Origin of the sequence: Curtobacterium sp. UNCCL17, from assembly GCF_000686685.1 — a bacterium.
In the GTDB taxonomy this organism is placed as follows: domain Bacteria; phylum Actinomycetota; class Actinomycetes; order Actinomycetales; family Microbacteriaceae; genus Curtobacterium; species Curtobacterium flaccumfaciens.
Map to the genome: position 1 here is coordinate 141,399 of NZ_JMLI01000022.1, position 26,283 is coordinate 167,681.

At 72.2% G+C, this 26,283-nt stretch carries 31 protein-coding genes, 1 tRNA gene and 1 pseudogene; 12 read left to right on the top strand and 21 right to left on the bottom strand.

Going from position 1 to position 26,283, the window contains the following annotated elements:
- Nucleotides 1-140 precede the first annotated feature (140 nt).
- The 6 genes from BR70_RS0104435 to BR70_RS0104460 form a co-directional block, all read right to left on the bottom strand.
- Nucleotides 141-386 (bottom strand): hypothetical protein, encoded by a 246-nt coding sequence (locus BR70_RS0104435; protein ID WP_027465079.1) that lies wholly within the window; start codon nucleotides 384-386, stop codon nucleotides 141-143.
- A gap of 124 nt (nucleotides 387-510) precedes the next feature.
- The gene (locus tag BR70_RS0104440) at nucleotides 511-1,173 is read right to left on the bottom strand and encodes a class I SAM-dependent methyltransferase (RefSeq protein ID WP_027465080.1); all 663 of its coding nucleotides are present in this window, start codon (nucleotides 1,171-1,173) and stop codon (nucleotides 511-513) included.
- On the bottom strand, nucleotides 1,170-1,829 hold the full coding sequence (locus tag BR70_RS0104445) for a TIGR04282 family arsenosugar biosynthesis glycosyltransferase (protein ID WP_027465081.1): 660 nt from the start codon (nucleotides 1,827-1,829) through the stop codon (nucleotides 1,170-1,172). The genes BR70_RS0104440 and BR70_RS0104445 overlap by 4 nt, the downstream gene beginning before the upstream one ends.
- A complete protein-coding gene (locus BR70_RS0104450) occupies nucleotides 1,826-2,575 on the bottom strand; it encodes a glycosyltransferase family 2 protein (RefSeq protein ID WP_027465082.1) in 750 nt (249 codons plus the stop codon). The genes BR70_RS0104445 and BR70_RS0104450 overlap by 4 nt, the downstream gene beginning before the upstream one ends.
- Nucleotides 2,576-2,960: 385 nt before the next feature.
- Entirely contained in the window at nucleotides 2,961-4,031 is a 1,071-nt protein-coding gene (locus BR70_RS0104455) for an NAD-dependent epimerase/dehydratase family protein (RefSeq protein WP_027465083.1), read from the bottom strand.
- Entirely contained in the window at nucleotides 4,028-4,957 is a 930-nt protein-coding gene (locus BR70_RS0104460) for an MTAP family purine nucleoside phosphorylase (RefSeq protein WP_027465084.1), read from the bottom strand. The genes BR70_RS0104455 and BR70_RS0104460 overlap by 4 nt, the downstream gene beginning before the upstream one ends.
- A gap of 106 nt (nucleotides 4,958-5,063) precedes the next feature.
- On the opposite strand from BR70_RS0104460, the gene BR70_RS0104465 reads away from it, so the two are divergent.
- The 7 genes and pseudogenes from BR70_RS0104465 to BR70_RS0104490 all read left to right on the top strand — a co-directional run bounded on the left by BR70_RS0104465 (nucleotide 5,064) and on the right by BR70_RS0104490 (nucleotide 10,336).
- The gene (locus BR70_RS0104465) at nucleotides 5,064-6,296 is read left to right on the top strand and encodes a molybdopterin molybdotransferase MoeA (protein WP_027465085.1); all 1,233 of its coding nucleotides are present in this window, start codon (nucleotides 5,064-5,066) and stop codon (nucleotides 6,294-6,296) included.
- Nucleotides 6,293-6,781, top strand: coding sequence for a cyclic pyranopterin monophosphate synthase MoaC (moaC, locus tag BR70_RS0104470; protein WP_027465086.1), 489 nt, complete (start codon nucleotides 6,293-6,295; stop codon nucleotides 6,779-6,781). Before BR70_RS0104465 ends, moaC begins: the two co-directional genes overlap by 4 nt.
- Complete coding sequence (locus BR70_RS0104475) at nucleotides 6,778-7,290, top strand: MogA/MoaB family molybdenum cofactor biosynthesis protein (RefSeq protein WP_027465087.1); 513 nt, start codon at nucleotides 6,778-6,780, stop codon at nucleotides 7,288-7,290. Before moaC ends, BR70_RS0104475 begins: the two co-directional genes overlap by 4 nt.
- Entirely contained in the window at nucleotides 7,287-7,727 is a 441-nt protein-coding gene (locus BR70_RS0104480) for a molybdenum cofactor biosynthesis protein MoaE (RefSeq protein WP_027465088.1), read from the top strand. Before BR70_RS0104475 ends, BR70_RS0104480 begins: the two co-directional genes overlap by 4 nt.
- An 85-nt stretch (nucleotides 7,728-7,812) precedes the next feature.
- Nucleotides 7,813-8,211 (top strand): PLDc N-terminal domain-containing protein, encoded by a 399-nt coding sequence (locus tag BR70_RS19535; protein ID WP_051596635.1) that lies wholly within the window; start codon nucleotides 7,813-7,815, stop codon nucleotides 8,209-8,211.
- Between the two features lie 277 nt (nucleotides 8,212-8,488).
- Nucleotides 8,489-8,957 (top strand): annotated as a pseudogene (locus tag BR70_RS23920) (ATP-binding cassette domain-containing protein); the annotation flags it as partial.
- 23 nt (nucleotides 8,958-8,980) lie between these two features.
- Nucleotides 8,981-10,336: an ABC-F family ATP-binding cassette domain-containing protein gene (locus tag BR70_RS0104490; protein ID WP_411913892.1), complete on the top strand. Its 1,356-nt coding sequence runs from the start codon at nucleotides 8,981-8,983 to the stop codon at nucleotides 10,334-10,336.
- A gap of 6 nt (nucleotides 10,337-10,342) precedes the next feature.
- On the opposite strand, the gene BR70_RS19540 is transcribed toward BR70_RS0104490, so the two are convergent.
- Nucleotides 10,343-10,819 (bottom strand): VOC family protein, encoded by a 477-nt coding sequence (locus tag BR70_RS19540; RefSeq protein WP_051596636.1) that lies wholly within the window; start codon nucleotides 10,817-10,819, stop codon nucleotides 10,343-10,345.
- Nucleotides 10,820-10,866: 47 nt separating this feature from the next.
- On the bottom strand, nucleotides 10,867-11,361 hold the full coding sequence (locus BR70_RS0104500) for a MarR family winged helix-turn-helix transcriptional regulator (RefSeq protein ID WP_027465090.1): 495 nt from the start codon (nucleotides 11,359-11,361) through the stop codon (nucleotides 10,867-10,869).
- A 79-nt stretch (nucleotides 11,362-11,440) separates the two neighbouring features.
- Between BR70_RS0104500 and BR70_RS0104505 the strand changes: the two genes are divergently transcribed.
- A tRNA-Gln gene (locus BR70_RS0104505) sits at nucleotides 11,441-11,512 on the top strand.
- 206 nt (nucleotides 11,513-11,718) lie between these two features.
- On the opposite strand, the gene BR70_RS0104510 is transcribed toward BR70_RS0104505, so the two are convergent.
- The 5 genes from BR70_RS0104510 to BR70_RS0104530 all read right to left on the bottom strand — a co-directional run bounded on the left by BR70_RS0104510 (nucleotide 11,719) and on the right by BR70_RS0104530 (nucleotide 16,102).
- Entirely contained in the window at nucleotides 11,719-12,090 is a 372-nt protein-coding gene (locus BR70_RS0104510) for a hypothetical protein (protein WP_027465091.1), read from the bottom strand.
- A 97-nt stretch (nucleotides 12,091-12,187) separates the two neighbouring features.
- Nucleotides 12,188-13,654 carry an SDR family oxidoreductase gene (locus BR70_RS0104515; protein ID WP_027465092.1) on the bottom strand — a complete coding sequence of 489 codons (1,467 nt, stop codon included), beginning with the start codon at nucleotides 13,652-13,654 and terminating at the stop codon, nucleotides 12,188-12,190.
- Nucleotides 13,655-13,684: 30 nt separating this feature from the next.
- The gene (locus tag BR70_RS0104520) at nucleotides 13,685-14,140 is read right to left on the bottom strand and encodes a GNAT family N-acetyltransferase (protein WP_111100045.1); all 456 of its coding nucleotides are present in this window, start codon (nucleotides 14,138-14,140) and stop codon (nucleotides 13,685-13,687) included.
- A 61-nt stretch (nucleotides 14,141-14,201) separates the two neighbouring features.
- Complete coding sequence (locus BR70_RS0104525) at nucleotides 14,202-15,179, bottom strand: SDR family NAD(P)-dependent oxidoreductase (RefSeq protein WP_027465094.1); 978 nt, start codon at nucleotides 15,177-15,179, stop codon at nucleotides 14,202-14,204.
- On the bottom strand, nucleotides 15,176-16,102 hold the full coding sequence (locus BR70_RS0104530; RefSeq protein WP_035808062.1) for an alpha/beta hydrolase family protein: 927 nt from the start codon (nucleotides 16,100-16,102) through the stop codon (nucleotides 15,176-15,178). The genes BR70_RS0104525 and BR70_RS0104530 overlap by 4 nt, the downstream gene beginning before the upstream one ends.
- Before the next feature lie 154 nt (nucleotides 16,103-16,256).
- Here BR70_RS0104530 and BR70_RS0104535 point away from each other — a divergent pair, with 154 nt between their 5' ends.
- Nucleotides 16,257-16,859: a TetR/AcrR family transcriptional regulator gene (locus BR70_RS0104535; RefSeq protein ID WP_027465096.1), complete on the top strand. Its 603-nt coding sequence runs from the start codon at nucleotides 16,257-16,259 to the stop codon at nucleotides 16,857-16,859.
- A 121-nt stretch (nucleotides 16,860-16,980) separates the two neighbouring features.
- On the opposite strand, the gene BR70_RS0104540 is transcribed toward BR70_RS0104535, so the two are convergent.
- From BR70_RS0104540 to BR70_RS0104555, 4 genes are all read right to left on the bottom strand, one after another.
- Nucleotides 16,981-17,172 (bottom strand): hypothetical protein, encoded by a 192-nt coding sequence (locus BR70_RS0104540; RefSeq protein ID WP_155896772.1) that lies wholly within the window; start codon nucleotides 17,170-17,172, stop codon nucleotides 16,981-16,983.
- Nucleotides 17,169-18,191, bottom strand: coding sequence for an arsenic resistance protein (locus BR70_RS0104545; protein WP_197019617.1), 1,023 nt, complete (start codon nucleotides 18,189-18,191; stop codon nucleotides 17,169-17,171). Before BR70_RS0104545 ends, BR70_RS0104540 begins: the two co-directional genes overlap by 4 nt.
- A complete protein-coding gene (locus BR70_RS0104550; RefSeq protein ID WP_027465099.1) occupies nucleotides 18,191-19,318 on the bottom strand; it encodes an NAD(P)/FAD-dependent oxidoreductase in 1,128 nt (375 codons plus the stop codon). Before BR70_RS0104550 ends, BR70_RS0104545 begins: the two co-directional genes overlap by 1 nt.
- A gap of 107 nt (nucleotides 19,319-19,425) precedes the next feature.
- The gene (locus tag BR70_RS0104555) at nucleotides 19,426-19,758 is read right to left on the bottom strand and encodes a hypothetical protein (protein ID WP_027465100.1); all 333 of its coding nucleotides are present in this window, start codon (nucleotides 19,756-19,758) and stop codon (nucleotides 19,426-19,428) included.
- A 65-nt stretch (nucleotides 19,759-19,823) separates the two neighbouring features.
- On the opposite strand from BR70_RS0104555, the gene BR70_RS19545 reads away from it, so the two are divergent.
- Together BR70_RS19545 and mtnN are read left to right on the top strand one after the other, a co-directional pair.
- The gene (locus tag BR70_RS19545) at nucleotides 19,824-20,744 is read left to right on the top strand and encodes a serine hydrolase domain-containing protein (RefSeq protein ID WP_035808065.1); all 921 of its coding nucleotides are present in this window, start codon (nucleotides 19,824-19,826) and stop codon (nucleotides 20,742-20,744) included.
- Nucleotides 20,745-20,801: 57 nt separating this feature from the next.
- A complete protein-coding gene (mtnN, locus tag BR70_RS0104565; RefSeq protein WP_027465101.1) occupies nucleotides 20,802-21,509 on the top strand; it encodes a 5'-methylthioadenosine/S-adenosylhomocysteine nucleosidase in 708 nt (235 codons plus the stop codon).
- An 18-nt stretch (nucleotides 21,510-21,527) separates the two neighbouring features.
- Here the strand turns inward: mtnN and BR70_RS0104570 are convergent, their stop codons facing one another.
- Nucleotides 21,528-21,833, bottom strand: a complete 306-nt coding sequence (locus BR70_RS0104570) for a hypothetical protein (protein ID WP_155896773.1) — start codon at nucleotides 21,831-21,833, stop codon at nucleotides 21,528-21,530.
- Entirely contained in the window at nucleotides 21,830-22,660 is an 831-nt protein-coding gene (locus BR70_RS0104575) for a serine hydrolase domain-containing protein (RefSeq protein WP_027465103.1), read from the bottom strand. Before BR70_RS0104575 ends, BR70_RS0104570 begins: the two co-directional genes overlap by 4 nt.
- Nucleotides 22,661-22,894: 234 nt before the next feature.
- Here BR70_RS0104575 and BR70_RS23110 point away from each other — a divergent pair, with 234 nt between their 5' ends.
- Nucleotides 22,895-23,050 carry a hypothetical protein gene (locus BR70_RS23110; RefSeq protein ID WP_155896774.1) on the top strand — a complete coding sequence of 52 codons (156 nt, stop codon included), beginning with the start codon at nucleotides 22,895-22,897 and terminating at the stop codon, nucleotides 23,048-23,050.
- A gap of 54 nt (nucleotides 23,051-23,104) precedes the next feature.
- On the opposite strand, the gene BR70_RS0104585 is transcribed toward BR70_RS23110, so the two are convergent.
- Both BR70_RS0104585 and BR70_RS23575 read right to left on the bottom strand, forming a co-directional pair.
- The gene (locus tag BR70_RS0104585) at nucleotides 23,105-25,528 is read right to left on the bottom strand and encodes an excinuclease ABC subunit UvrA (RefSeq protein WP_027465104.1); all 2,424 of its coding nucleotides are present in this window, start codon (nucleotides 25,526-25,528) and stop codon (nucleotides 23,105-23,107) included.
- A gap of 123 nt (nucleotides 25,529-25,651) precedes the next feature.
- On the bottom strand, nucleotides 25,652-26,283 hold a 632-nt coding region (locus BR70_RS23575; RefSeq protein WP_027465105.1), incomplete at its 5' end, for a hypothetical protein.

Here is a 26,283-nt window from a genome sequence, read left to right on the forward strand (position 1 = left end):
CATCCTGGCATCGGCCGCCCTGGCGCGTTCGGGGGAAGTGCATCGGAGGTCGGGGGAACGCGAGCGAGCGGCCGCCCCACCCGGGTTGAGGGGGGACACCCGGGGCGGACGACCGCTCGCGGTCTGTGGAGGCAGGTGCCTCAGGCGGTGCGGAACGAACCCGTCGCCGTGCGGAACGAACCGGTCACGGTGCGCGTCGAGGACGTCGCGGTGCCGGGACGGCGGAACTGCGTGTCGACGAAGCGGCCGAGTGCTCGGCCGATGCCGGTGCCGGTGTAGCTGCCGACCGGGCTGCGGGTCGCGTCGCCCGTGAAGGCGCCGAGTTCGGTGCGGGTCTCGAGGCCGGTCACGTAGGCGCCGCCCAGGGGGTTCTGACGGTTCTGCATGGGTGCTCCTCGTCGTCGTGCCGAGGTCCGCAGGTCACCGAGCCGGCGACCGCGACGCCGTCGGCTGGATGACCATCACTCTACGCGCTTGTCTTGCATGGTGCAAAACAAGCGCGTGTCGGTCTCAGGCGAGCAGCTCGCAGAAGTTCCGGCCCTCGGCCGTCCAGCTCTGCCGCGGGACCATTCCGGCGTCCGCCGCGTGCCGGTGCAGGGCGTCGAGGCCGACCTCGGCCCACGGGAACCCGGCGCTCTCGTTGCCGTCGGCGTCCACCACCCGCGCGGTGTACACGCGGTCGGCCGCGGCTTCGGGGTTCGTCTCGACGATGACCCGGCCGCCGGCTCGTACGATCTCGCGGCAGCGGGCGAGCAGGGCCGTCGGGTCGCCACCGATGCCGATGTTGCCGTCGATCACCAGCGCGGTGTCCCAGTGACCCTCGTCGGGCACGGCGTCGAACACGGAACCCTGCAGGGCGGTGCCGCCGGCGCGCTGCGCGATGGCCACGGCCTCGGCGGAGACGTCCACGCCGAGTGCCGGGATGCCCCGGGACCGTGCGGCGACGAGCATCCGGCCCGGACCACAACCGATGTCGATGACCCCGCCGTCGACGTCGTCGAGGAGCGAGCGGTCGACGCGGTCGGCGGCGGCACTCCAACGGCCGACGTCCATCGTGGTGACGGCGTCGGGGCGGTCGGCATCGGTCAGGCGTAGGTGGCCGTCGGTGCGCAGGGCACGGGCGTACGGTTCGCCGCCGCCGGCGCCGAACGAGACGGGTGCGTGCATGGTCATCGGGTGCTCCCCACGGTCTCGGCACGGAGTGCCCGGGTGAAGTCGGAGTCGGGAGCGAGGTCGGCGACCCGCTCGGCGTCCGGGATCGTGTCGACGTCGAGCAGCTCCCCGAGCACGCCCACGTCGAGTCCGGCATCGGTCAGGCGTGCGAGCTGCACGGCTCCGGTGTCGTCGCGCGACATCGGGACGCCGCGCAGCAGGTCGCCGGTGGGCTGTCGCAGGTACAGCGACCAGAAGCCGCCGTCCTCGGCCGGGCCGAACCAGGCGTCGCGGGCGGCGTCCTCGAACACCGGGGCGAGGTCCGCGGTGGACACCTGCGGAGTGTCCATGCCGACGAGCAGCAGCGGACCGTCGACGGCGTCGAACAGGAACCCGAGGCGCTCGTCCAGACCGCCACCGGGCTGGTGCAGCACCTCGAACCCGTCGGCCGCGGCGGGCACGACGTCGCCGTCGAAGAACAGGACCCGGCGGGCCGCGGGCAGTGCGCGGACGGTGGCCAGGGTGTCGGCGAGGCTCGCGGACGCGACGCGTGCGGCGCCCTCGGGGGAGAGCGCCGGCGTCAGCCGGGTCTTCACCTTGCCGGGCAGGCACTCCTTCGCCACGACGGCGACGGTGACGTCGGCGCGAGCAGCGTCGCTGGAGTGGGTGGCGGTCACGAGCGGGCCTCCTCGACCACGGGGGTGGACTCGGCCGCCTGGCGGAGCGGCCCCGGTGCGACGACCCGGACACGGGCCTCCCGGCGGTACGCACGGAGCAGACGGGACATGTCCCGCACCGCGTTGATCGTGCCGCGGAGCGTTCCGGTGACCTTGCTGTCGCCGATGCGCTGCGCGTACCCGATGTCGGACTCGTCGACGCGCCAGCCGGCGGCGTGCGCGGCCAGGACCATCTCGAGCGGGTAGCCGCTGCGGCGGTCGCGCAGGTCGAGGGAGACGAGGTCCTCGCGGCGCATCACACGCATCGGGCCGAGGTCGCGCAGGCGGTAGCCGGTCGCGCGGTGCATCAGGACGGCGAGGACGCGGTTCGCGAACCGCGCGTGCGGGGCCCACGCGCCGCGGCCGGTCGGGACGCGACGGCCGAGTGCCAGGTCGACGCGGCCACTGGCCACGCGGTCGACCAGGGGCGGGAGCTCGGCCGGGTCCATCGAGGCGTCGGCGTCGCAGAACGCGACGAAGTCGGCGGTTGCCGCGGCGACCCCGGCGGCACACGCCGAACCGAACCCCTTGACGGGTTCCGTCACCACGAGGGCACCGTGGGCGCGGGCGACGTCGGCCGATCCGTCGGTCGACCCGTTGTCGACGACGATGGCCCGGTAACCCGTGGGGAGGCGCGCGATGACCTTCGGCAGGGCGTCCGCCTCGTCGAGGCACGGCAGGATCACGTCGACAGTCATGTCCGTCATTCGGTGCGGTCGGTCGGATCGACGGGTCTGTCCTGGCATGCACTCGACACAACACGACGACGCGCTGCGGGGTACAGGAAACTGCCGGGTCCTGGTCGTTCAGCGCGCTCGATCCGCGTCCGGTCCCCAGAACGGGGGACAGGGTGCGCGCGTGGGTTCCGCGAGTGGTTCCGCAAGACGCCGTCGTGTCGTCGAGACGCCGCCGGATGCGGCGGCGTCTCACGCAGCAGGGGGCATGGTGCCGACACGACGGCGTCCTGCGGGGCCGTGGGGGCGGGGAATTCGGACGGGAGGCGCGGGGCGGGGCCGTCACGGCCCTCCCGTCCGGTGGCTGGCCGTGCTCTCAGGCGTCGCTCGCGCCGACCGGCCCGCTCACGCGTTCCGGCTAGCGGACGGCGCTGCGGAGCGGTGCCGTCGCGAAGTCGCGCATGCCGGCCTCGAAGTCGACCTCGGCGTGCCAGCCGAGCTCGGCGGCGATGCGTGCCGAACTCGCGGTGACGTGGCGGACGTCGCCCAGGCGGTACTCGCCCGTGACGACCGGCTGCGGGCCGTCGGGTCCGGCGATCGCGGCGGCCATGTCGCCGATGGTGTGCACGGTGCCGGAGCCGACGTTGTACGCGCGGAACGTGTCCGACGGCAGGTCGGCGGTCGCCGCGATGGAGGCTGCGTTCGCACCGGCGACGTCGTCGACGTGCACGAAGTCGCGTCGCTGGGCGCCGTCCTCGAAGACCCGGGGTGCCTCGCCGCGGGCCAGCGCCGAGCGGAACAGGGACGCGACACCGGCGTAGGGGGTGTTCGCCGGCATGCCCGGCCCGTAGACGTTGTGGTAGCGGAGCGCGATCGCGCGGCCGCCCGTGGCACGGGCCCAACTGGAGGCGAGGTGCTCCTGCGCGACCTTCGTCTGCGCGTACACGTTGCGGGGGTCGAGCGCGGCGGACTCGTCGATCAGGCCGGGCAGCAGGGGCTGACCGTCGGGGCCGATGGGGTCGAAGTGGCCGGCGTCGAGGTCCTCGCGGCGGCGGGCCGGCGGACGGGTCGGCTCGCCGGAGGCGGTGGTGTACGCGCCCTCGCCGTAGACGACCATCGAGCTGGCGACGACGAGCCGGCCGATGTCGTGCCGGTCCATGCCGGCGAGGACGTGGGCGGTGCCGGCGTCGTTCGACGAGACGTAGTCGGGGGCGTCCTGGAAGTCCACGCCGAGGCCGACCTTGGCTGCCTGGTGGCACACGACGTCGATGCCGTCGAGGGCGGCGTCGAGGGCGACCCGGTCACGGACGTCGCCGTGCACGAACGCGATGCCCTGCTGCTGGTGGGCGCGGACGACCTCGGCGGGGTCGCCGTGCACGTCGTCGCGCAGGGAGTCGAGGACGCGGACCTCGTGGCCGTCGGCCAGGGCGCGGCGGACGATCGCGGAACCGATGAAGCCGGCGCCGCCGGTGACGAGGAGGCGGGTCATGCGGTGGCGCCCGTGGTGGCGGTGGCGGCGGGCTGGGCCTGCGTGGCGGTGGGGCCTGTGGGCTGGGCCTGCATGATGCTGGCGCTCGCGCTGGTCGGGACGAGTTCGCGCGGGGTGAAGTCGGCGGGGATGGCGGCGACGATCTGGCCGATGGCGCGGACGATGACCTCGTTGGCGCGGGCGAGCCGTTCCATGACGAGGGCGTGGGTGACGACGGCACCGGCGTCGTCGACGTCGGGGCCGCTGGCGGCAGCTGCGGCCTCGTCCTCGGTCGGGGCCAGGCCGGCGTCGGCGTCGGTGACGAACGACAGGTTCACCGTGGCGATGCCGAGTTCGGCGGCCAGGGGGACCTCGGGCGTCATCGTCATGTTGATGGTGTGGCCGCCGGCCTGGCGGAGCCAGACGGACTCGGCGCGGGTGGAGAACCGGGGACCCTGGATGACGACGCAGGTGCCGGTCGGACGGAACGGCACGTCGAGGCCGGCGACGGCGTCGATCGCCGCGCGGCGGAGCGTCGGGTCGAACGGGTCGGCGAAGGACAGGTGCTGCACGTCGTCCTCGAAGAACGTGTCGGCGCGGCCCCAGGTGCGGTCGATGAGCTGGTCGGTCACGACGAAGGTGCCCGGGGCGTAGTCGGGGTGCAGGCCGCCCACGGCACTCGAGGACACGATCGCGCGGACGCCGAGCGAACGGAGCGCCCAGACGTTCGCACGGTGGTTGATGCGGTGCGGGGCGACGGAGTGCTCACGGCCGTGGCGGGTCAGGAACGCGACCCGTCGTCCGGCCATCGTGCCGATGCTGATCGGGCTCGACGTCGGGCCGAACGGGGTCGGGACGTCGAGCTCGTCGGCGGTGCCCTCCTCGAACAGCTGGTAGAGGCCGGAGCCTCCGATGACACCGATCGTCACGGCTTCGTCGTTCTCCACAGGTCCTCCGGTTGGTCGTCGGCGCGGGCTGCGCGCTGGATACGCTACTGACGGCGCCACCGGGCGAACCGGGAACGGCGCCACCAACCCCTGTTCGGAGGCACCTGTGCGAACGATCGGTCAGCACCGCGACGACCTGGCGGCGTTGCTCGCGCCGGTGGTGGCGGGCCTCGGAGCAGAAGAACTGCCGATCGACGAACTCGTCGGCGCGGGGTTCGGGGCCGGGTTCGCACACCGCGTGCTCGCGGCCGCCGTCCTGTCGCCCGTTCCGCTGCCGCCCTTCGACAACAGCCAGATGGACGGGTTCGCGGTGCGGGTCGCCGAGGCGGGGCAGCAGGTCCGGGTCGTCGAACCGATCCCCGCAGGCGTGGTGCCCGAACCGCTCGAGCCCGGCACGGCCGCGCCGATCATGACCGGTGCACGGATCCCGACCGGCGCCGACGCGGTGTTCCCGGTCGAGGCGACCGAGCCCGGCGCGTTCCCGGCGGCGCTCGAGCTGCCCCGGGTGACGGTGCCCGCCGACCTGACCGCCAGCACCTTCGTGCGGGTCACCGGCAGCGACCTGCCCGCCGGTGCCGAGCTCGCTCCGGCCGGCTCCCCGGTCACGCCGGCGCTGCTCGGGGCGCTGGCCTCTGCGGGGGTGACGGCCGTCTCGGTGCGCCGACCGCTGCGGGTCCTCGTCGTGTCGACCGGCTCGGAGCTGCAGGGCGCCGACACGGACGCGGCGACCATCGGCGACGCGAACGGCATCGCGCTGCGGGCAGCCCTCGCCCAGGTCGGTGCGGACTCGCGGGCCGTCCGGGTGCCCGACGACGTCGCTGCCTTCGACCGGGCGCTCGATGCAGCTGTGGGGGACTGGACCGACCTCGTGCTGACCACCGGGGGCATCAGCGCCGGGGCGTACGAGGTCGTCCGGCAGGCGCTCGAACCCCGCGGGCTCGCGGTGACGCCGGTCGCGATGCAACCCGGTGGGCCGCAGGCGTTCGGCAGCGTCGTGTTCGGAGACGGTCGCGCCGTACCGGTCGTGTCCTTCCCCGGCAACCCGGTGTCGGCGCTCGTCTCGTTCGAGGTGTTCCTGCGTCCCCTGCTCGCCGCCGCCGTCGGACTCGTGCCGGACCGGCCCGCGCAGGTCCTGCCGGCGGCGTCCGCTGCCGGCTCACCCGTCGGCAAGCACCAGGTCCGTCGCGGCCGGGTGCAGGACGGGGCCGTGCACTTCGTCGGTGGGCCGAGTTCGCACCTGCTCGTGCACTACGCCGCCGCCACCCACCTGGTGCACGTCCCCGTGGGGGTCGACACCGTCGAGGTCGGCGACCCCCTGACCGTCTGGAGCCTCCGATGACCGCCCCGTCCGCCTCCGACCAGCTGTCGCACGTCCGTGCCGACGGCAGCGCGCACATGGTCGACGTCTCCGCGAAGGCCGTTACCGACCGGTCGGCCACCGCCACCGCCACCGTCGTCACCCGTCCCGACGTCGTCGCACGCATCCTCGACGGCTCGCTGCCCAAGGGCGAGGTCGTCGGCACCGCCCGGATCGCCGCGATCATGGCGGTGAAGAAGACCTCCGACCTGATCCCGCTGTGCCACCCGCTGCCGATCGCCGGCGTGCAGGTCGACATCACCGGCTCCGACGACCGGGTGCTGATCGAGGTGTCGGTCCGCACGACCTCGCGCACCGGCGTCGAGATGGAAGCCCTGACGGGGGCGAGCGTCGCCGCCCTGACGATGTACGACATGGTGAAGGCCGTCGACCGAGCGGCCGTGATCACGGACGTGCGCGTGCTCGAGAAGCACGGCGGGCGCTCCGGGGACTGGAGCAACCGATGACCGCCGAGCCGACCAGGGGCCGGGCCGCCGTCGTCGTGGTGTCCACGCAGGCCGCCGCCGACCCCGCACTCGACCGCACCGGACCCGTCATCGTCGACTGGCTACGCGACCGCGGGTTCACCACGAGCGACCCGATCATCGTCCCCGACGGCGGCGCGATCACCGAGACCGTCACCGCCGAACTCCTGGCCGACGCACGTGTGGTCATCACCACCGGCGGCACCGGGGTCACCCCGACCGACCGGACCCCCGAGGCGGTGGCGGGGCTGATCGACCTCGAACTACCCGGCATCACCGAGGAGATCCGTCGACGCGGACTCGCGGGTGCCGGCCCCACCGCGCTGCTCACCCGCGGCGTCGCCGGGGTCACGAACGCCGGCTGCCTGCTCGTCACCCTGCCCGGGTCGCGCGGCGGGGTGTCCGACGGGCTCGCCGTGCTCGACGGTGTGCTCGACCACGTCGTCGCCCAGGTGCACGGCGAGGGCCACGCCCCGCGGAGCGCCTCGTGAGCAGCACCGAGGCCGCCGCACGGGTCGTGCTCGCCGACGTCGTCGACCGCGACATCAGCGTCGACGAGGTCGCAGCCGTGGTGGCCACCGAGCAGGACGGCGCCGTGGTGACCTTCGCCGGCATCGTCCGTGACCACGACGGTGGCAAGGGCGTCACGGCGCTCGACTACGAGCGGCACCCCAGCGCCGGCGACGTCATCACCGAGGTCGCCCGGACCATCGCCGAGGACCACCCCGACGTCCGGATCGCCGTGCTGCACCGCGTCGGGGCGCTCGGCATCGGCGACGTCGCGCTCGCCGCAGCGGTGTCGTCGTCGCACCGGGCGCAGGCGTTCGCCGCGTGCGGTGCCCTGGTCGACCTGGTGAAGGAGCGCGTCCCGATCTGGAAGCACCAGCGGTTCACCGACGGGACGGACGAGTGGGTCGCGGCGCTGTGACCGGCCCCCACCCTGTGCACCTTCGCAACCGGGACGCTCGTTCGGGGCATGGTGAGACTCCAAGCGGATCCATAGAATCGCGAACATGAGCGTCTTGCTGCCCGGGATCACCGTCATCCTGCTGGTCTTCGCCCTGATCGACATCCTGACGAAGACGGATGACCAGATCCGAGGCCTGCCGAAGATCGCGTGGGTGATCCTCGTGATCCTGGTCCCCGTCGTCGGTAGCATCGTCTGGTTCGCCATCGGCCACGACTGGGCTCCGGGCGAACGGAACCACGGTCGCTACATCGAGCCGACCCGCCACGAGGACCGGTACGCGACCCTCGGCGACGCCCGCAGTGCCCACGGCGCCAAGCGCGTCACCGGTACCGAGCAGGAGCTCGCCGAGCTCGAGCGCGAGATCGAGTACTGGGAGGCGCAGGCCCGCCTGAAGCGTGCCAAGGAGGCCGCGGGCGAAGGCGACGCGGCCCCCGCGAGCTGACCAGGGCCTCCAGGCCGACGTGCCGACGAGCGGAGCGCCGCCTCGCCGACGCACCGTGCGCGGTCTGTCGGCTGGTGCGAGGTTGCGCGCTCCGTGTGCCGCTACGGGTTCGCATCGAGTGGGCAACCTCGCACCACTGGAACAAGCGCACACCGTGCGACGAGCCCGCCACCCGCGCACCACTCGAACAAGCGCGCACCGTGCGCCCAGAGCCGGCCGAGCACCCCGACCACCCGCCCCGCACCCACCACCCCGCCGCGCCACCTACCCTTGACGCGTGGCACATCTCCTCGGCGCCGAGAACCTGCATCTCGAGTTCCCCACCAAGGTCGTCTTCGACAACGTCACCCTCGGCATCGACGAGGGTGACCGGATCGGCGTCGTCGGCCGGAACGGCGACGGCAAGTCGACCCTCCTCGCACTGCTGTCCCAGCGCCTCGAGCCGGACGGCGGCCGCGTCACGCACCGCCGCGGGCTGACCATCGGCTACCTGGACCAGCGCGACATCCTGCCCGAGGGCGCGACCGTCGGCAGCACCGTCGTCGGCGACCTCGAGGAGCACGAGTGGGCCGGTGACCCGAAGATCCGCGACATCATCGGCGGTCTGGTCTCGGACATCCCGTGGGACGTCAGCGTCGACGAGCTGTCCGGTGGGCAGCGTCGCCGTGTGGCCCTCGCGCGGCTGCTGGTCGGCGACTGGGACGTCCTGTTCCTGGACGAGCCGACCAACCACCTGGACGTCGAGGGCATCGAGTGGCTCGCCGGGCACATCAACCGCCGCTGGTCGTCGAACCAGGGCGGCATGGTCGTCGTGACGCACGACCGGTGGTTCCTCGACGCGGTGTCGACCGACACGTGGGAGGTCCACGACGGCGTCGTCGACCCCTTCGAAGGTGGCTACGCCGCGTACATCCTGCAGCGCGTCGAGCGTGACCGGCAGGCCGCCACGATCGAGCAGCGCCGCCAGAACCTGGCCCGCAAGGAGCTCGCGTGGCTCCGCCGCGGTGCCCCGGCCCGCACGAGCAAGCCGAAGTTCCGCATCGACGCGGCGAACGCCCTGATCGACGACGTCCCGCCGATCCGCGACACGGTCGCGCTGTCCCGGACGGCGACTGCGCGCCTCGGCAAGGACGTCGTCGACCTGCTCGACGTGAGCGTCTCGTTCGACGGCACGCAGATCCTCGACCGCATCGAGTGGCGCATCGCACCGGGGGAGCGGACCGGCATCCTCGGCCCGAACGGCGCCGGCAAGTCCACGCTCCTCAACCTGGTCTCTGGCCGGCTGCAGCCGACGAGCGGGCGGGTGAAGACCGGCAAGACGGTGCAGGTCGCGGTGCTCGACCAGCAGCTCGCCGACCTGCAGCAGTTCGCCGACGACCGCGTGCGCGAGGTGGTGGCCCGCAAGAAGACGAGCTACGTCGCCGACGGCAAGGAGATGACGCCGTCGCAGCTGCTCGAGCGGCTCGGCTTCACCTCGGAGCAGCTCTCCACGCCGGTCAAGGACCTGTCCGGTGGGCAGAAGCGGCGCCTGCAGCTCATGCTCATCCTGCTCGACGAGCCGAACGTGCTGATCCTCGACGAGCCCACCAACGACCTCGACACCGACATGCTCGCCGCCATGGAGGACCTGCTCGACACCTGGCCCGGCACCCTGCTGGTCGTCAGCCACGACCGGTACCTGCTCGAGCGCGTCACCGACCAGCAGTACGCCGTGCTCGGCGGGCACCTGCGCCACCTGCCCGGCGGCGTCGACGAGTACATGCGTCTGCGCGAGGCCGGAACCGGTGGCGGGACCGCCTCTGCGGCTGCCGCCGCGTCTGCCGGGAGGCCCGACACCGTCGGCGGGACCGGCTCGGCCGGTGCCGTGGCCGGGTCCACGGCCGCTGGTGCGTCCGCCCTGTCGGGAGCGGACCGGCGGACGGCCGAGAAGGAGATGTCGGCGCTCGACCGCAAGATCGCGAAGGTCGGCGCGGACCGCAAGAAGCTGCTCGACCAGTTCGCGACGCACGACCAGTCCGACTACGCCGGACTCGGCGAACTGCAGGCGAAGCTCGGTGCGCTCGAGGCCGAGGTCGAGCAGCTCGAGGAGCGCTGGCTCGAGGTCGCGGAGCTGCTCGGGGTCTGAGGCGGTCTACTCGACGGACGCGGGGTCGACCGCGTCCTGGCCGCTGTCCGCCGGGGTGGCGTCCTCGGGGGCCCCACCACCGGGGTTCGCCACGACCTCCCACAGGTGGCCGTCCGGGTCCTGGAAGAAGCCGGACCACATGCCCCACGGGCGTGTGTACGGCGGTTCGGCCATCGTGGCGCCCGCTGCCTGTGCTCGCTCGAGGAACGCCTCGGCCTCTGCCTGACTGCCCGTGAAGTGCCCGATCGTGCTGTTCGGTGCCGTGGCCAGCTGCACGCCGGAGTCCTTCGCCATGTCGTCACGGCCGTAGACGCTGACGATCAGGCCGTCGTCGAGGGTGAACATCGCCGTGGTGCCGCCGGCCTGCGTCTCGGTCGCGGGGTACTCGGTCCCGATGACGCCGCTGCCCTCGATGCCGAGCAGGGCGCGGTAGAACTCGGCCGATCGAGCGACGTCGGCGACGGCGAGGGTGATGGCGTGCATGCGCCGCACGCTACGCCGGGGCCGCTCGGCCCGTGTCACGCTGTCGGTCAGTCCCCGAGGCCCAGGATGAGCCGGCGGAGCAGCCCGGCCAACTGGCCCTGCTCGTCGGCGGAGACCCCGGACAGGATGTCCCGCTCGGCGGCCAGCAGGTCCGCGATCGCCGCGTCCACCGCCACCCGGCCCTTGCCCGTCAGCGAGACGAGGATCCCGCGGCCGTCCTTCGGGTCGGTCCGTCGCCCCACGAAGCCGCGGGCCGCCAGGCGGTCCACCCGGTTCGTCATCGTGCCGCTCGACACCAAGGTCTGCTGCAGCAGGGTCTTCGGGCTCAGCTCGTAGGGCTCACCCGCCCGCCGCAGGGCCGACAAGACGTCGAACTCCCACGGCTCCATGTCGCTCGCGTCGAACGCCGTCCGCCTGGCACGGTCCAGGTGCCGGGCGAGCCGGTCCACGCGGGACAGCACCTCGAGCGGGCCGAAGTCGAGGTCGGCGCGCTCACGACCCCACGCCGCGACGATGCGATCGACCTCGTCCTCATGCGGCATCCCACCATCTTGGCCGAACCCGGAGCGGACAGCCAGCCTCGTCGGTCGTGGGAGGATGGAGGAGCACCTCCGGGTGCGTTCCGCCTTGGTGTAATGGCAGCACGACGGCCTTTGGTGCCGTTAGGTCCGGGTTCGAATCCTGGAGGCGGAGCGGGGACCGATTGGCCGATCGACGGAATCGGTTCGGTGTGTTCGCTCCGTGGAGCCTCCGGACGTGCTCGGACCTCCCGTGGCATCTTCAGCGGGGTCAGGCCGCCACTGGTATGTCCAGGGGCATGGTCGTGACCTCGATCGGATCGCCTCCTGCTGCCTCGTCGCGAGGTTCGCGTGACTGGTGGCGCTTGCCGAGCAACTCGATCACTCCGCCGAGGAGCGCGGGCGAGCGCTCATCTCATGGGCGTGCGCGTCGGCTTCGGTCTTGTAGATCTCGCCCCATGCGATGCTCGCGGGCATGGCATGGACATGCAGGTCGGCGTCAAACAGGCTGATCTGCACGAAGTGCGGGAAGGCGGGGAACGTCCAGAGGTCTTCGTCCTCGAACCGACTCCAGAGCAACAACTCTCCGACGCCGAGCGGGTGGCCGAGTTCCTGACCGTTCAACGGCGGATCGCAGCTCACCATCAGCGCATGGTGACCGTTCGGGAGCTCGATCGGTCGTTCCACCGTGCACCGGAAGACGGTCGAGAACCGCTTGCTGTCCATGGACGAGAGGAAGAAGACTTCCAGCATTTCAGAACTCCGGGTTGGCTCCGCTGACGTTGACTGAACGGATTGATCCGATGTCGATCCTGTGCGGATGGTGACGGATCCAACGGTCAGCCGCTCGTCACCACGAACTCGGCGCGTAGTCCTTCAGGAAGACACCGAACACGTCCTCGCCCGCTTCGCCCCGGACGATCGGGTCGTAGACGCGGGCTGCGCCGTCGACCAGGTCGAGCGGCGCATGGAAGCCCTCTTCGGCGAGCCGGACCTTCGTGGGGTGCGGCCGTTCGTCGGTGATCCAGCCGGTGTCGACGCTCGTCATCAGGATGTTGTCGGTCTCGAACATCTCCTGCGCGCTCGTACGGGTGAGCATGTTCACGGCGGCCTTCGCCATGTTCGTGTGCGGGTGACCCGGCCCCTTGTAGGCGCGGCCGAACACCCCTTCCATGGCGCTGACGTTCACCACGTAGGTGCGGCGTCCCGTGCTGGTGGCCATCGCGGGGCGGAGCTTTGAGATGAGGATGAACGGCGCCGTGGTGTTGGCCAGCTGGACCTCGAGCATCTCGAGCGGGTCGACCTCGTCCACCTGCTGGGTCCACGAGTTCTCGTCGTGCAGGTCGGGGACCAGGCCACCGGCGTCGATCGCGGTGCCCAGGGCGAGTCGTTCGAGCGAGCTTGACCCCGGCGCCATCGCCTGTTCGGTCAGCTCGTCGGCTCGGGCTGCGGCGGCCGCGAGGATCGGGTGCGCGGCCACCGAGCGTGCGAGCGCCAGCGGGTGCTGGTCGTTCGTGTGCCCGAAGGTCACGAGTTCGGGCAGCGGTCCGTCGGGCAGCGGCGCGAGTTCCGCGTCGACCAGCGGCTGGTAGGCCCCGGTCGACCGGCGCACGGTCTGCGTGGCGTTGTTGATCAGGATGTCGAGGGGGCCGGACGCGGCGACGTCCTCGGCGAGTCCGATCACCTGGGCGGGGTCGCGCAGGTCGATGCCGACGACCTTCAGACGGTCCATCCAGTCAGCGGAGTCGGGCAGGCTCGCGAACCGGCGCACCGCGTCGCGGGGGAACCGCGTGGTGATGGTGGTGTGGGCCCCGTCGCGCAGCAGCCGGAGGGCGATGTACATGCCGATCTTCGCGCGACCGCCGGTGAGCAGCGCCCGCTTGCCGGTCAGGTCCGTCCGGGCGTCGCGCTTCGCGTGGCTCATGCGCGCGCACGCCGGGCAGAGCTGGTGGTAGAACGCGTCGACGACCGTGTAGTGCTGCTTGCACATGTAGCAGGGCCGTGACTTCAGCAGCGTGCCCGCGGTGGTCGACGCGGTCGAGGCGCTGATCAGGACGCCGCGGGTCTCGTCGTCGATCCGGTCGGCGGCCCCGGTGGCGGTGGCGGCGATCACTCGGCGGTCGGCCTCGGCGATGACGCCGCGCTTCTCGAGACGGTGCGCGCGCTTGACGGCCTTGAACATCTTCGCGGTGGCCTGGCGGACCCGGATGAAGTCCGGGTGCGTCTCGTCGATCGACGGCAGCTGCTCGAGCACCCGGAGCGCGACGGTCAGGTCGTCGGGGTCGATGCCGCTGGGTTCGGGGTGCTCGGAGCTCACACGCGATCCTACGTCGGGACCGAGCACCGATCAGACGAGCTGCTGCTCCATGCACACGCTCGTCGGGTCGTCGACGTACGGGCCGAACCGGGGGATGTCCGCGTACCCGGCCTTCCGGTAGAGCGCGATCGCCGCGGCCTGCGGCAGACCGGTCTCGAGCCGGACGGTCCCGATGCCGACCGCGCGTGCCCGGTCGTGCAGGGCGTCGAGCAACCGCGTCCCCACGCCGAGCCCACGCGCGGCGTCGCTCACGAACATGCGCTTGACCTCGCCGGTGCCGTCGCCGGCGTCGACGAGCGCCACCGTGCCGAGGGCGGTGCCGTCCTCGCGCGCCACCAGGAACGTGACGTCGGGCTGGTCCAGGTCGTCGACGTCGAGGGCGTGGTAGTTCTCGGCCGGGTAGAGGCTCAGTCCGTAGTCGTCGCCCTGCTGCAGCAGGTGCAGGACGTCGTCCTGTCGGGGGCTCTCGATCCGCACGGTCAGCACCGTCACACAGTAGCGAGGACGACGAGAACAGTGGGCAGACGAGGCCCCCGGCCGACGGTGATCAGGCCAGGAGTCCCTCGCTAACCTCCCACAGCCGCCGGGCATCGTCGGCGTCGAGCATCGCCGAGTTCGCGTCCGACGGGATCCGGTCCGCGGTGAGGGGAAGGACCCGGTCGTCGATCACGGCGACGTCGCTGTCCTTCAGGTAGACCCCGCCGACGCCGTCGAGCAGCGGGCTCGCGGCACCGAACACGAGCGTGGCGGCGCCCTGCTCGACGGTCTTCTTGCCGACCTCGGGATCGATGACGGTCACCCCGTGGTCGTCGACCAGTCCCTGCTCCCGGTACGACGCGAGCACCGTCGGGTCGTGCGGGCCGGGTCCGATGATGACGCCCGGGTGCGCGGCGAAGGCTCGGATGCCCTGGTCGGCGTACCGCCGGTCGAGCTCCACCGTGAACAGGACGTTCGCCCGCTTCGACTGCCCGTACGCGGTGACCGGGTCGTACCCGTGCGCGAACGTCAGGTCGTCCCACCGGATCTGCCCGAACCGCGCCGCGCCGGAGGTGACGGTCAGGACCCGCGCACCACGGGCCTCCAGGAGGGCGGGGAGGAGCGCCCGCGTGAGCTGGAAGTGCCCGAGGTGCGTCGTCGAGAACGCCAGTTCGTTGCCGCGGCCGTCGAGCCGGCGGTCCGGGGTGAAGAGCATCGCGGCACTGTTCACGAGCATGTGCAGCGGGCGGCCGGAGGCCGACCAGCGCGCGGCGAAGGCATCGACCGACGATGGGTCGGTGAGGTCGAGGGCCTCGACGTTGATCCCCGGGATGTCGGCGACGGCTGCGGATGCCCGGTCGACGTCGCGGGAGGCGACGGTGACGTCGGCGCCGGCTGCCGCGAGGGCGCGGCTGGTCTCACGGCCGAGGCGGCTGTGTCCGCCGGTCACGACGACGTTCTGGCCGGTCAGGTCGACGCCGTGCAGGACGTCGGCGGCGGTGGACGCGGCGGTGAAGCCGCTGGGCAGGGGGTGCTGGTCGGTGATCACGACTGGTGCTCCTTCGATTCGATGTGGCCGACGGCGGTGGCAGTGCCGACGGCGTCGGCGATCGCCGACCACGCGTCGGGGGCGAGCCCGAGCTCGGTCCGGAGGAACGCCGTCGTGGTGTGGCGAACGAGGTCCACACGCTCGGGGCTCTCGTCCGTGGTGGCGGTCGACTCGTAGTCCTGGATCCCGCCGAGCAGGTGCTCGCCGCCGTGGACGGTCACCAGGTGCCGCGCGCCGGGGCTCAGGTGGTAGACGTCGGTGAACCAGTCCGGACCTCGCGTCGAGAGCTGGGACTGGTCGTGGTCGCCGGCGACGACCAGTGACGGGGTGTGCAGCTGGCTGAAGTCGGGGCTCATGAACGCGAAGTGCTCCTGCGCGAATGGCGCGAGGTCGCCGCGCGCGATCCCGGTGGTGGACAGCAGGACCCCGGCGCGCACGCGGTGGTCGGTGCGGTCCTCGCCCGGCCGCCCGTCGGCGTCCAGGACGCGGGCCCCGAGCAGCATGCCCACGGACTGTCCGCCCCACGAGTGTCCGACCGCGGCGAGGCGTTCGGTGTTGACACGCCCGCTCAGGCCGGGGACCGCGTCGATGATCTGGTCGAGGTCGTCGAGCACCCGCTCGAGGTCGTCGACGCGCGTCTGCCAGATGGTCGGGTAGCGCGGGTCCTCGAGCGTCAGCCCGTAGGCCTTCGCGTCGAGGAAGGTCGGTTGGACGACGACGAAGCCGTTCGCGGTCCAGTGGTCGACCAGGGGGTCGCCGCCGGTCATGGACTGGCCGAAGCCGTGGGCGAAGACGATGACGGGCAGGTCCGTTCCGGTCGTCGGTGCGGTGATCCGGACCTCGAGGTCCTGACCGCGCGAGGGTGCGGGAAGCGTGACGGGGCGCACGCTGATGACCTGCGTTCGAGGTGCTGTGGGTGCCATGTGGGCCTTTCCGGGATGCGGTGTCGCCCGTGGTCGGAGCGATCGTCGTCCGAAACGGAGCGACGTTCCGGAACGATACGGAACAACGATCCGGATTGCAAGAGGAAGCGGAGCGTTGTTCCGCATCGTGTCGGTGTCGTGCGATGATCGACGCATGAGCACCCCGTCGACCGACCCCGTGCCGCGTCGCCGTCGCGACGTCGAGCGCAACGAGCGCACGATCCTCGACGCCGCTGCCGCGGTCTTCACGGCCTCGGGCGTCGGCGCACCGGTCCGCGAGGTCGCCACCGCCGCCGGTGTCGGGGTGGGCACGCTCTACCGGCACTTCCCGACCCGTTCGGACCTGGTCGTCGCCGTCTACCGGCACCAGATCGAGGCCCTGGTCGACGCGGGGCCGGCGCTGCTCGACTCCGAGCCGACACCGTTCGCCGCCCTGCTGCGCTGGGTGCACCAGTTCGTCGACTTCCTCGGCACCAAGCACGGCCTGGCGCGTGTCTGGGAGGGCGACGCCGACGGCTTCACGGCGCTGCACACGCTGTTCGTCGACGAGCTCGTGCCCGTGCTCGGCCGGCTGCTCGACGCCGCGCGGGCGTCCGGCGAGGTGGCGGCACCGACCCCGCCCTACCAGCTGCTCCGGGCCGTGGGCGACCTGGTGGCGTGGAGTCCCCAGGACCCCGACTACGACGTCCGGATGATCGTGACCCTCCTGGTCATCGGGCTGCGGCAGGCGCAGCCGACGGTGGCCGACAGCGCGTAGCCGGCCACGTGCACTGGTCGCGACCGGCACCGGACTGGAGGCGCGGTGCGGGCCAGTCACGGGCCTCCCGTCCGGCGTCGCGACCGTCTCGGGCCGCACCAGCGCCGTCGGAGCGCCCCGCTCAGACTGCGCCCGGCTCCGCGGGGCAGCCCTCTGTGTCCTCGTGTTCCGGCAGCACGTCGACGTCGGTGACCGTGTACCCGAGCGGCACCTGGCCGAGCGCGAGCAGGAGCGCCGTCCGCCGGTCGTCGTGCTCGGTCTCGATCACCCGCCGCTCGGTGGGCACGACGACGAGTCGGACCCGATGCGTCACGGGTGCCCCCACGCTGCGGTGCCGCGCAGGCGTCGCTCGGCGTCCTGACCACGTCGCCGACGCAGCAGCAGGTGGCGGACCGCGAGCAGGTGCGGGAACTCGACGAGCATGCCGACGACGATCGCCGTGGTGACCAGTGGCTGGTGGGGGAGTGCGGCACTCGTCAGCCCGATCATCAGGGGCGCGTTGCGGGCCGCCGTCGTCATCGCGAGCAGCGCCGACCGCGGGTACGACAGGGCGGCGAGGCGTGACGCCCACTCGGCTGCGATGAACATGACGGCGAAGAAGACCACCGCGCACCCCAGCACGGCGACGAACACCGGCAGGTTCGCCAGCAGCAGCGCGATGTGCGAGGCGAAGAGCCCGGCGACCATCGCGCCCACGATCCAGGGAACCGCGCGGCCGGGCAGGGCGGCGGCGCGGGCTCGAGCGCCGTCCGGCAGCAGTGAGATCCCGAGGCGGATCACCACGGCGATCGCGGCGGGCAGGACGAACCACTGCAGCAGGGTGCCGACGGTCCCCACGGCATCGATGCCGGCGTTGCCGCCCAGGACCGTGATCCACGCCGGGAACAGCAGCAGCTGGGTGACCATGTTGATCGGCAGCAGGGTCGCCCCGACAGCGGTGTCCCCGTCGCTCAGGCGGGTGAACGCCAGGAACCAGTCGGTGCAGGGTGCCAGGAAGTACAGCATCACGCCGAGTTGGACGGCGGGGTGCCCAGGCAGGGCCACGCGGGTGAGCAGGAACGCGACGAGCGGGGCGAGCAGGAAGTTCATGCTCCAGGCGATGCCGATGACCTTCCACGCGCCCGTCGTCCGTGGGAGGCGGCGCAGTGGGACGTCGACGAACAGGGCGACGACCAGGGTGATCACCAACGGGTCCACCACGGAGCCCATGGCGTCGCCGCTCGCGGGGGAGGCCCCGCCGATCACCGACCCGACCAGGATGGCGCCGCCGACGATCGCGGGGGTGGCCCAGAGTCGTGCACCGGCGGGGCGGGCGGGCCGCTGTGCCGGCATCAGCACGCGCATTCGACACCGCAGCAGCTCAGGTCGTCGGTGAGCATCCCGGCGTCGTCCCACTCCTGCAGGGCGCCGCAGTCGCGCCCGGCTCGTTCGCCGATGACGCGGGCGACGTGGGCGAACCGCTGCCGGAACTTGTACACGAAGCAGAACTGCAGCCCACCGTGCCGGAGCGCCGTGCCTGCCAGGAACAGCCCGGGCGTGGTGGTCGACTCGTCGTCCTCGGTGAGCAGCGGCCAGCCGTCCGCGCGGGTGTCGAACAGGCTCGCGGCCGGCCCGAGCCCCGGGCCGTACCCGGTGGCGAGGATCGGTGGCACGTCCGACACCAAGGCGGTCCGTCCGGCGACGCCGACGGTGAACCCCTCTCCGGACCGTTTGATGCCGGTGACCTGTCCGTCGTCGACCAGGGCGAGGCGTCCGCTGGCCCGCGCGGCCGCGAGCCGCTGACGGGTCCGCGGGGCGAGGCGGAACGACGGGTCGGACCCGCTGCCGGCGTCCCAGGGGTGGGACGGGTCGACGACCGTCACCGTCGCCCCCTGCTCGACGTGGTGGCACGCCAGGTCGATGCCGGACTCGAAGCCACCCACGACCACCACGTGTCCGGACCGCGCCACCCAGGCTGCCTCGGCGGACGCGTGCACCCCGAGCGACGTGCCGGCGCAGCGGGGCAGGACCGGGTCGGAGAACTCGCCGCCGGCCCAGACCAGGTTGCGGGTGACGACGGGGCCGCGGCTCGTGGTCACGCGGAAGCGGTCGTCGTCCGGCTCGATGTGCTCGACCTCGGTGTCGAGCAGGGTCGGCAGGTGGAAGGCCGCGACGACGCCGCGCAGGTACCGGGCGTACTCCGGCCCCGAGGGGTAGTCGGTCCCCAGGCTGTAGGCGGGTGAGGTGCGCGGGTGGACCGCGTTGAGGTCGGTGGCCCCGAACCCGTTCCCGGTGAAGGACGGCGTCAGGAACCGCTGGTGCTCGGGCCACCGCCGGAACGTGTCCCCGACGACGCCGCGTTCGACGACGCCGAACAGCAGGCCGTCGACGGCATGGAGTGCCAGGCCGGTGCCGACGCCGGCCGGTCCGGCTCCGACCACGAGGGCGTCGAGGGTCTCGGTGGGGTGTGGTGCTGGCATGGGGTCGGTCTTCCCAGCAGCTGCGGCTGCGTCGATGGAACGGCCACTGTCGTGTGGCCGCTGAGCCCCATCTTAGTGAGAAGCGTTACCAACAAGCTACCGCAGCATCAGCCCACCGGGGTCGAGTACAGGACCGCCAGGGTCGCCACCAGTCCGACGACCACGATGCCGAGGTCGAGCACGGCCAGGGTGACGAGTCGGGCCCGCTGCGGCCGGACGGCCGTCCGCACCACGACCATCGCCACGAACAAAACGACGACGAGCACCAGCGCCGGCCAGCCGATCGCCGGCGCTCGGATCGCCATGAGCACCATCACCGCGGCGACGATGACGGCCGTGACGGCTCCCCACACGAGCCAGTTCGAGCCCGACGCCGTCCGGAGTGCGGGCTGGTCGCCGACGCGGGTGGGATCGGGGCGGCGGGGCTGTTCGTCGGACACGAGCCGGACGGTACGCGGCGGCCCCTGCCCGTCCCCGCAGCCGCCCGGCCACGAGAAGATGGGGTGTGCACACCGCCGCGACCATCCTCGACGCCGTCGTCCGGCACATCGACGCGACGGGGTTCGCCGCACACGGCATCCACGTGCGCACGCGGACTGCGGCTCCGGGCACGGATGACGTCGCCGAGCACCACTGGACCCCCGACGTCCGGCGCGAGGTCCACTCCGCCGCCAAGGGAGTCTGCGTCCTGGCCGCCGGCATCGCCGCCGACGACGGCCTGGTCGACCTCGACGAACCGATCGCGACGTACCTGGCCGGCACCGGCCTCGCGCTCGGCGACGGCGTCGACCGGGTCACCCTCCGCCACCTGCTCACGATGACCAGCGGGATCGACATGCCCTGGTCGCCGACCGAGATGACGGACTGGCCGGACCTGGCGGCCGAGTTCCTGCGGCGCCCGTCCCGCGGCCGGGTGTTCCAGTACGCGAACGCCAGCACCTACACCGCGATGCGCGTGCTCGAGACCCGGGTCGGCGACGTCGGCGCGTTCGTCGCGGAGCGGCTGTTCGCGCCGCTCGGCCTCCGGGACGTCGAGTGGCAGCGCTGCCCGAACGGGTTCGTCGCCGCGGGCGAGGGGCTGTCGCTCAGCACCGAGGAACTCGCCCGCGTCGGGCACCTGATCCGCGACCGCGGGGTCGTCGACGGACAGCGGATCGTCAGCGCGCGGTGGTGCGACGCGATGCACACCGACTGGGTGGAGCGCGAGGGCACCGGCCCCGGCTACGAGCGGTACGCGATGGCGGGGTGGGGTGGCCCCGGGCGGCTCTGGCGGCTGCACGGTGCGTACGGGCAGATGCTGCTGTTCGACGAGACCGAGGCGAGCAACGACACCGTCGTCACCATCACCGCCGACGACCACTTCGGCGCCGACGCGCTCGCCGCCTTCGTCGCCGACGAGCTGGCCCGGCAGGACCCCTCCCGGTAGCGACCGCGACGATCTGACCTGCACGTCCGCGAGCGCCCGGCGTGGGAAGATCGATCAGTGCAGCAGCAACCCGTCGCGATCATCATCGCGGCTATGAGCGAAGAGGTCTCGGCCTTCGCCGACCTCTTCGGCGGCGTCCCCGTCCTCGACGGCCCCGTCGGTGGCCACGACCCGCACCAGCTGCTCGACATCGGCGGCGCCACTGTCGTCGTGCGCCGCAGCGGCATCGGCTTCACGAACGCCGCGGCCGCGGTCGCCCACGGCTTCCACGACTTCGGCCCGGGCATCCCGGTGATCAGCGTCGGGACCGCCGGCGGGCTCATGCACGGTGTCGCCATCGGTGACGTCGTGGTCGGCGACCGGTACGTCAACCTCAACGCCGACGCCACCGCGTTCGGCTACGCCCTGGGCCAGGTCCCCGGCATGCCGACCGGATACGCGCCGGATGCCCGGCTCGTCGAGCTCGCGATGGGCGCCGACATCGCGTGGCCGCTGCGATCGGCGACGATCGGCTCGAGCGAGGTCTTCGTGACCGAGGGCCGTGCCCGCGCACTCCGGGTCGCGTTCCCCGACGTGGCCGCGGTCGACATGGAGTCGGCCGCCATCGCGCAGTTCGCCCACGTACACGACATGCCGTTCGTGTCCGTCCGGTGCATCAGCGACCTCTGCGCGCCGGACGGCTCCGAGTTCCGCGAGCACCTGGACGACGCCGCGGCACGCGCAGCGCGCGTGGTCCACGACCTGGTGCTCGGCCTGCGTTCCTGAGTCCGCCCGCGCGCTCCCTCAGCGCTCGATGACGCGCCACTCGCTGACGAACGTCGTGACGTCCTTCTCGTCCAGGTCTCGTTCCACGGTCTCGAGGAGCCGTTCGGCCTGATCCGCGTCTCCGGCTCGCGTCCGGAGGACCTCCGCGCCGTCGTCACGACGGCGGATGACCAGGTCGAAGCTCGGCAGGAAGTCCTCACCGGCACCGCCCATCGCGGCCAGGGCCAGCGCCGCCGTCGTCCGGGCCAGACGCTTGAACGAGCTCTGCCGGGAGTCTTCCAGGGCCACCTGCAGGACATCTCCAGCTCGCGTGCCGGCGCTCACGCGACGACTCCCACGGCACGGAGGCGTCGGACGGCGTGCCGGTCGGCGGCTCCGGGCGCTGCGCCGAGGGCGTGCGACGCGATCGTGACGTCGCCGTGACGGAGCAGACAGACGCCGGCGTCCCGTGTCTGCCCGCTGTGCCAGATCAGCCCGTCGCGGTGCTCCCACGCCAGGAAGTCCGGCTCGATGCGTCCGATCCCCACGCCGAAGCGCAGGAGGTCGGACATGGTCGACCAGATCCCGGCGGCCGGTGCGTAGGGACCTGATCCGACGGTCCAGGGTTCACGGGGACGGCCCCGCCACGACCGGAGCAGGGTTCGTCGTTCGGGTGCCGGGTCGAGGGTGGCGCTCGTGATGCCGAGCGGAGCCAGGACCGTCCGCTCGGCGACCGTGGACCATGCCTCCTGCGTGACGTGCTCGAGCAGCCGACCGAGCACCGCGTAGCCGAGGTTGGAGTACTCCCGCTCACCCGGTGTCGTCGGGGTCTGGCGCAGCGCACGCGTGACGTCCGCCTCGGACACGTCCGCGTACGGGTCGCCGACGATCCCGGCCGACATGCCCTGGTGCACACGGGGCAGGCCCGAGCGGTGTCGGATCAAGTCGTCGACCGTGTAGGTGGCGTCGTCGGGGACGTCCGGCAACAGGTCCCGGGCAGGGGTGTCCCGTGAGATGTCCCGTTCAGCGAGGAGGACGAGCACGGCGGCGGCGGTCACGGTCTTCGTGACACTCGCCCACTCCACCAGCGCGCTCGCTTCGTAGCGATCGCCGAGGTCGGCGGTGACGTCGCCCCCTGCGTCGATGATCACGGCTCGGTTCGCAGCGGTCACGCTCGTCCTCCTGATCTGGTCGAAGCCACCATGATCGCAGCAGGTCATGCGGGGATCCTCGTTCGGCGTGGACGAGCACCCCGGTGCCGGAGGGGCGCGATCGGGCTCTCAGCACGGCCGGAATTGCGTTCCACGGACGTTCCGGGACGGATTGCGAACTCGGCTCCGAGGCGCTCGCTAGCGTCCATTTCGGGGGGCCAAGGAACCACGGCCAATCACACAGGGAGATCAGCCATGAGCGCCTACACGAGCGACGAGAACGTCGAACCTGCACGCATCACCACCTTCAAGCGCGTCCGCAAGCAGTGGCGTCGGACGGGTGAGGTCGGCTACACGCACAGTGGCAGCGACTTCTTCCGCGACGACGCACCAGAAGCGGTCCAGCGGTAACCAGCAGCAGCCACGAAGTGCCCGCCAGGAGCGATCCTGGCGGGCACTCCTGCGTCAGCGACCGAGCTGGTCCCGCAGGTAGGGCGCGGTCCGGCTGGTCGTCGAGTCGGCGACCTCGGCAGGCGTGCCGGAGGCGACGACCCGGCCACCCTCGACACCGCCGGACGGCCCCATGTCGATGACGTGGTCGGCGCTCGCGACGACGTCCATGGCGTGCTCCACCACGACGACGGTGTTGCCGGCGTCGGTCAGTCGGGCGAGCTGGGCGGTGAGCAGCTCGACGTCGGCGGGGTGCAGGCCGGTGGTGGGCTCGTCGAGCAGGTACAGGGTGTGGCCGGTCCGCGCACGCTGCAGTTCCGTGGCGAGCTTGATGCGCTGCGCCTCGCCGCCGGACAGCTCCGGAGCGGGCTGGCCGAGCCGCAGGTAGCCGAGGCCGACCTCGCGGAGGGTCTCGAGTCCGCGCCCGGCTGCGGGCAGGGACGCCAGGAACGGCGCCGCTTCGTCGACGGTCATGCCGAGGACGTCGGCGATGGACGCCCCGTTCCACCGGACCTCGAGCGTCTCGGCGGTGTAGCGGGAGCCGTGGCACTCGGGGCACGGTGCCCAGCTGCCCGGCAGGAAGAGGAGTTCGACGGACACCGACCCCTCGCCCTGGCAGACCTCGCACCGGCCGCCGGCGACGTTGAACGAGAACCGTCCGGCGGTCCAGCCCCGGGCCTTCGCGTCGTCGGTCTGGGCGAAGGCGGCCCGGACCGCGTCGAACAGGCCGGTGTAGGTGGCGAGGTTCGAGCGGGGCGTCCGGCCGATCGGCTTCTGGTCGACCTGCACGACGCGGTCGATGATCGGGTGCGACGTCGCGACGCCGGGCAGCACGCCGCCGACGAGCGACGACTTGCCGGAGCCGCTGACCCCGGTGACCGCGGTGAGCACACCGAGCGGCAGGTCGACGTCGAGCCCCCGCAGGTTGTGCAGGGTGAGGTCGCGGAGTTCGAGCGTGCCGATCGGGGACCGGACGGCACGGTCGGCGGTCGGCTGCCGGGGCTCCAGGAAGCGCCGGGTGACCGAGGCCTCGACCTCGGCCAGGCCGGCGACCGGGCCGCTGTACAGGACGGTGCCGCCGCCGGTGCCCGCACGGGGGCCGACGTCGACGATCCAGTCGGCTCGCCGCACGATGCTCATGTCGTGCTCGACGACGAACACGCTGTTGCCGCCGGCACGCAGGTCGTCGAGGACGTCGACGAGCGACTCGGCATCGGCGGGGTGCAGCCCGGCGCTCGGTTCGTCGAGCACGTAGACGACACCGAACAGACCGGAGCGCAGCTGCGTCGCGATCCGCAGCCGCTGGCTCTCACCGGGGGAGAGCGTCGGGGTGGCGCGGTCGAGCGCGAGGTAGCCGAGACCCAGGCCGACCAGGACCTCGACGCGGGTGAGCAGGTCGCGGGAGATCGCCACGGCGACCTCGGTGTGCTCGCCGGACGATGCTCGCGACGTCGCCGCTGCCGCGTCGGTGATCGCCGCGATCGGGCGCAGGACGTCGGCCAGGCCGGTCAACGGCAGGGCGTTCAGCTCGGCGATCGAGTGGCCGCCGATCGTGACGGCGAGGGCGGCTCGGGTCAGGCCGGTCCCGCCGCACAGCCCGCACGGGCCGGACTCGACGAACTGCAGCACCTTCTTGCGCTGGGTCTCGCTCTGCGAGTCGGCGAGGGTGTGCAGCACGAACTGGCGGGCGCTCCAGAACCGGCCCTTGTAGGGCTTGGCCACACGGTCGCGCTTCGGCTGCACCTGCACGACGGGCTGTTCCTCGGTGAAGAGCAGCCAGTCGCGGTCCTCGCGCGACAGCTCGCGCCACGGGCGGTCGATGTCGTAGCCGAGCACGGCGGTGACGTCGCGCAGGTTCTTGCCCTGCCACGCACCGGGCCAGGCGGTGATCGCGCCGTCGCGGATGCTCAGCGACGGATCGTGCACGGCCGATGCCTCGGTGACCTCGTGCGCGGTCCCGATGCCGTGGCACCGGGGGCAGGCGCCGGCGACGGTGTTCGGCGAGAAGGAGTCCGACTCGAGCCGGTCGGCGCCGGACGGGTAGGTGCCGGCACGCGAGTAGAGCATGCGCATCGAGTTCGACAGCGTGGTCATGGTGCCGACGGTGGAGCGGGAGCTCGGGGCGCCGCGGCGCTGCTGCAGGGCGACGGCGGGCGGCAGTCCGGTGATCGAGTCGACGTGCGGGGTGGACCCCTGCGCGATCAGCCGCCGCGCGTACGGGGCGACGGACTCGAGGAACCGCCGCTGGGCCTCGGCGAAGACGGTGCCGAAGGCGAGCGAGGACTTGCCCGAACCGGAGACGCCGGTGAACGCGACGATCCGGTCGCGGGGGATGTCCACGTCGACGTCGCGCAGGTTGTTCTCGCGGGCGCCTCGGACGCGGATGAAGTCGTCCGGCCCGGGTCGGTCGTCGGTGGGGGTCGAGCGAGGAGCGGGCATTCGCTCGATCGTAGGCTCGGCCACTGGGAGAAGCAGTACCGGTGCGGAACCGCGAACGACGAAGAGCCGCTCCGCCCTGATCGGCGGAGCGACTCTTCGTGTCGAGCGGTGTTGCGGCAGGTGTTACTTGATCTGGGCGGTGATGGTGGCGGTGCCGACGAGGAGGCCGCGCTTGACGGCGTCGGTGCCGAAGGTCTTGTTCAGCAGGCCGGCGGCGTCTTCGGAGATGTGGACGGTGGTGCCGGTGAGGATGGCGTTGTCGCCCTCGAGCTGGAGGGGCTTGAGGGAGCCGCCGTGCAGCTCGAACAGGAACGCGTTGGCCGCGGCGACCTTGCCGTTGACGAGGACGTCGCCGTAGAGCTTGGACGAGCCCGGGTTCACGACGAAGTTCTCCAGCGTGACGGTGGTGTCGCCGGCCTTCAGGGTCAGACCCGAGTCGTCGTGGTTCAGCAGGCCCTGCACGTACGGGCGGTAGTTGCCATCCGGCGACCAGTAGGTGACCGACCCGGCGGTGATCGGGAACGACACCGACCCGTCAGCCAGGGTCGCATCGCCCGAGACGCCGGGGGTGAGCTTCAGGGCGGTGAGGGCGTCGGTGAAGCCGGAGTCGAGCTTCACGGCGGTGGAGCCACCGAGGACCTCGGGGACCGAGGCGACGGGTGCGGGGATCTTCGACGACGACGACGACGACACCGTGTGCACGTTCGGGGTCGCGGCCTGGGCGGAGGAGATCCCGAACGCGGCACCGCCGAGGA

What these genes read in the sequence shown, in the direction of transcription:
- BR70_RS0104435 (WP_027465079.1), bottom strand. Translation starts at nt 386, where the DNA reads ATGCAGAACCGTCAGAACCCCCTGGGCGGCGCCTACGTGACCGGCCTC.
- BR70_RS0104440 (WP_027465080.1), bottom strand. Translation starts at nt 1,173, where the DNA reads ATGACCATGCACGCACCCGTCTCGTTCGGCGCCGGCGGCGGCGAACCG.
- BR70_RS0104450 (WP_027465082.1), bottom strand. Translation starts at nt 2,575, where the DNA reads ATGACGGACATGACTGTCGACGTGATCCTGCCGTGCCTCGACGAGGCG.
- BR70_RS0104455 (WP_027465083.1), bottom strand. Translation starts at nt 4,031, where the DNA reads ATGACCCGCCTCCTCGTCACCGGCGGCGCCGGCTTCATCGGTTCCGCG.
- moaC (WP_027465086.1), top strand. Translation starts at nt 6,293, where the DNA reads ATGACCGCCCCGTCCGCCTCCGACCAGCTGTCGCACGTCCGTGCCGAC.
- BR70_RS0104475 (WP_027465087.1), top strand. Translation starts at nt 6,778, where the DNA reads ATGACCGCCGAGCCGACCAGGGGCCGGGCCGCCGTCGTCGTGGTGTCC.
- BR70_RS19535 (WP_051596635.1), top strand. Translation starts at nt 7,813, where the DNA reads ATGAGCGTCTTGCTGCCCGGGATCACCGTCATCCTGCTGGTCTTCGCC.
- BR70_RS19540 (WP_051596636.1), bottom strand. Translation starts at nt 10,819, where the DNA reads ATGCACGCCATCACCCTCGCCGTCGCCGACGTCGCTCGATCGGCCGAG.
- BR70_RS0104500 (WP_027465090.1), bottom strand. Translation starts at nt 11,361, where the DNA reads ATGCCGCATGAGGACGAGGTCGATCGCATCGTCGCGGCGTGGGGTCGT.
- BR70_RS0104510 (WP_027465091.1), bottom strand. Translation starts at nt 12,090, where the DNA reads ATGCTGGAAGTCTTCTTCCTCTCGTCCATGGACAGCAAGCGGTTCTCG.
- BR70_RS0104530 (WP_035808062.1), bottom strand. Translation starts at nt 16,102, where the DNA reads ATGGCACCCACAGCACCTCGAACGCAGGTCATCAGCGTGCGCCCCGTC.
- BR70_RS0104535 (WP_027465096.1), top strand. Translation starts at nt 16,257, where the DNA reads ATGAGCACCCCGTCGACCGACCCCGTGCCGCGTCGCCGTCGCGACGTC.
- BR70_RS0104545 (WP_197019617.1), bottom strand. Translation starts at nt 18,191, where the DNA reads ATGCCGGCACAGCGGCCCGCCCGCCCCGCCGGTGCACGACTCTGGGCC.
- BR70_RS0104550 (WP_027465099.1), bottom strand. Translation starts at nt 19,318, where the DNA reads ATGCCAGCACCACACCCCACCGAGACCCTCGACGCCCTCGTGGTCGGA.
- BR70_RS23110 (WP_155896774.1), top strand. Translation starts at nt 22,895, where the DNA reads ATGAGCGCCTACACGAGCGACGAGAACGTCGAACCTGCACGCATCACC.
- BR70_RS0104585 (WP_027465104.1), bottom strand. Translation starts at nt 25,528, where the DNA reads ATGCCCGCTCCTCGCTCGACCCCCACCGACGACCGACCCGGGCCGGAC.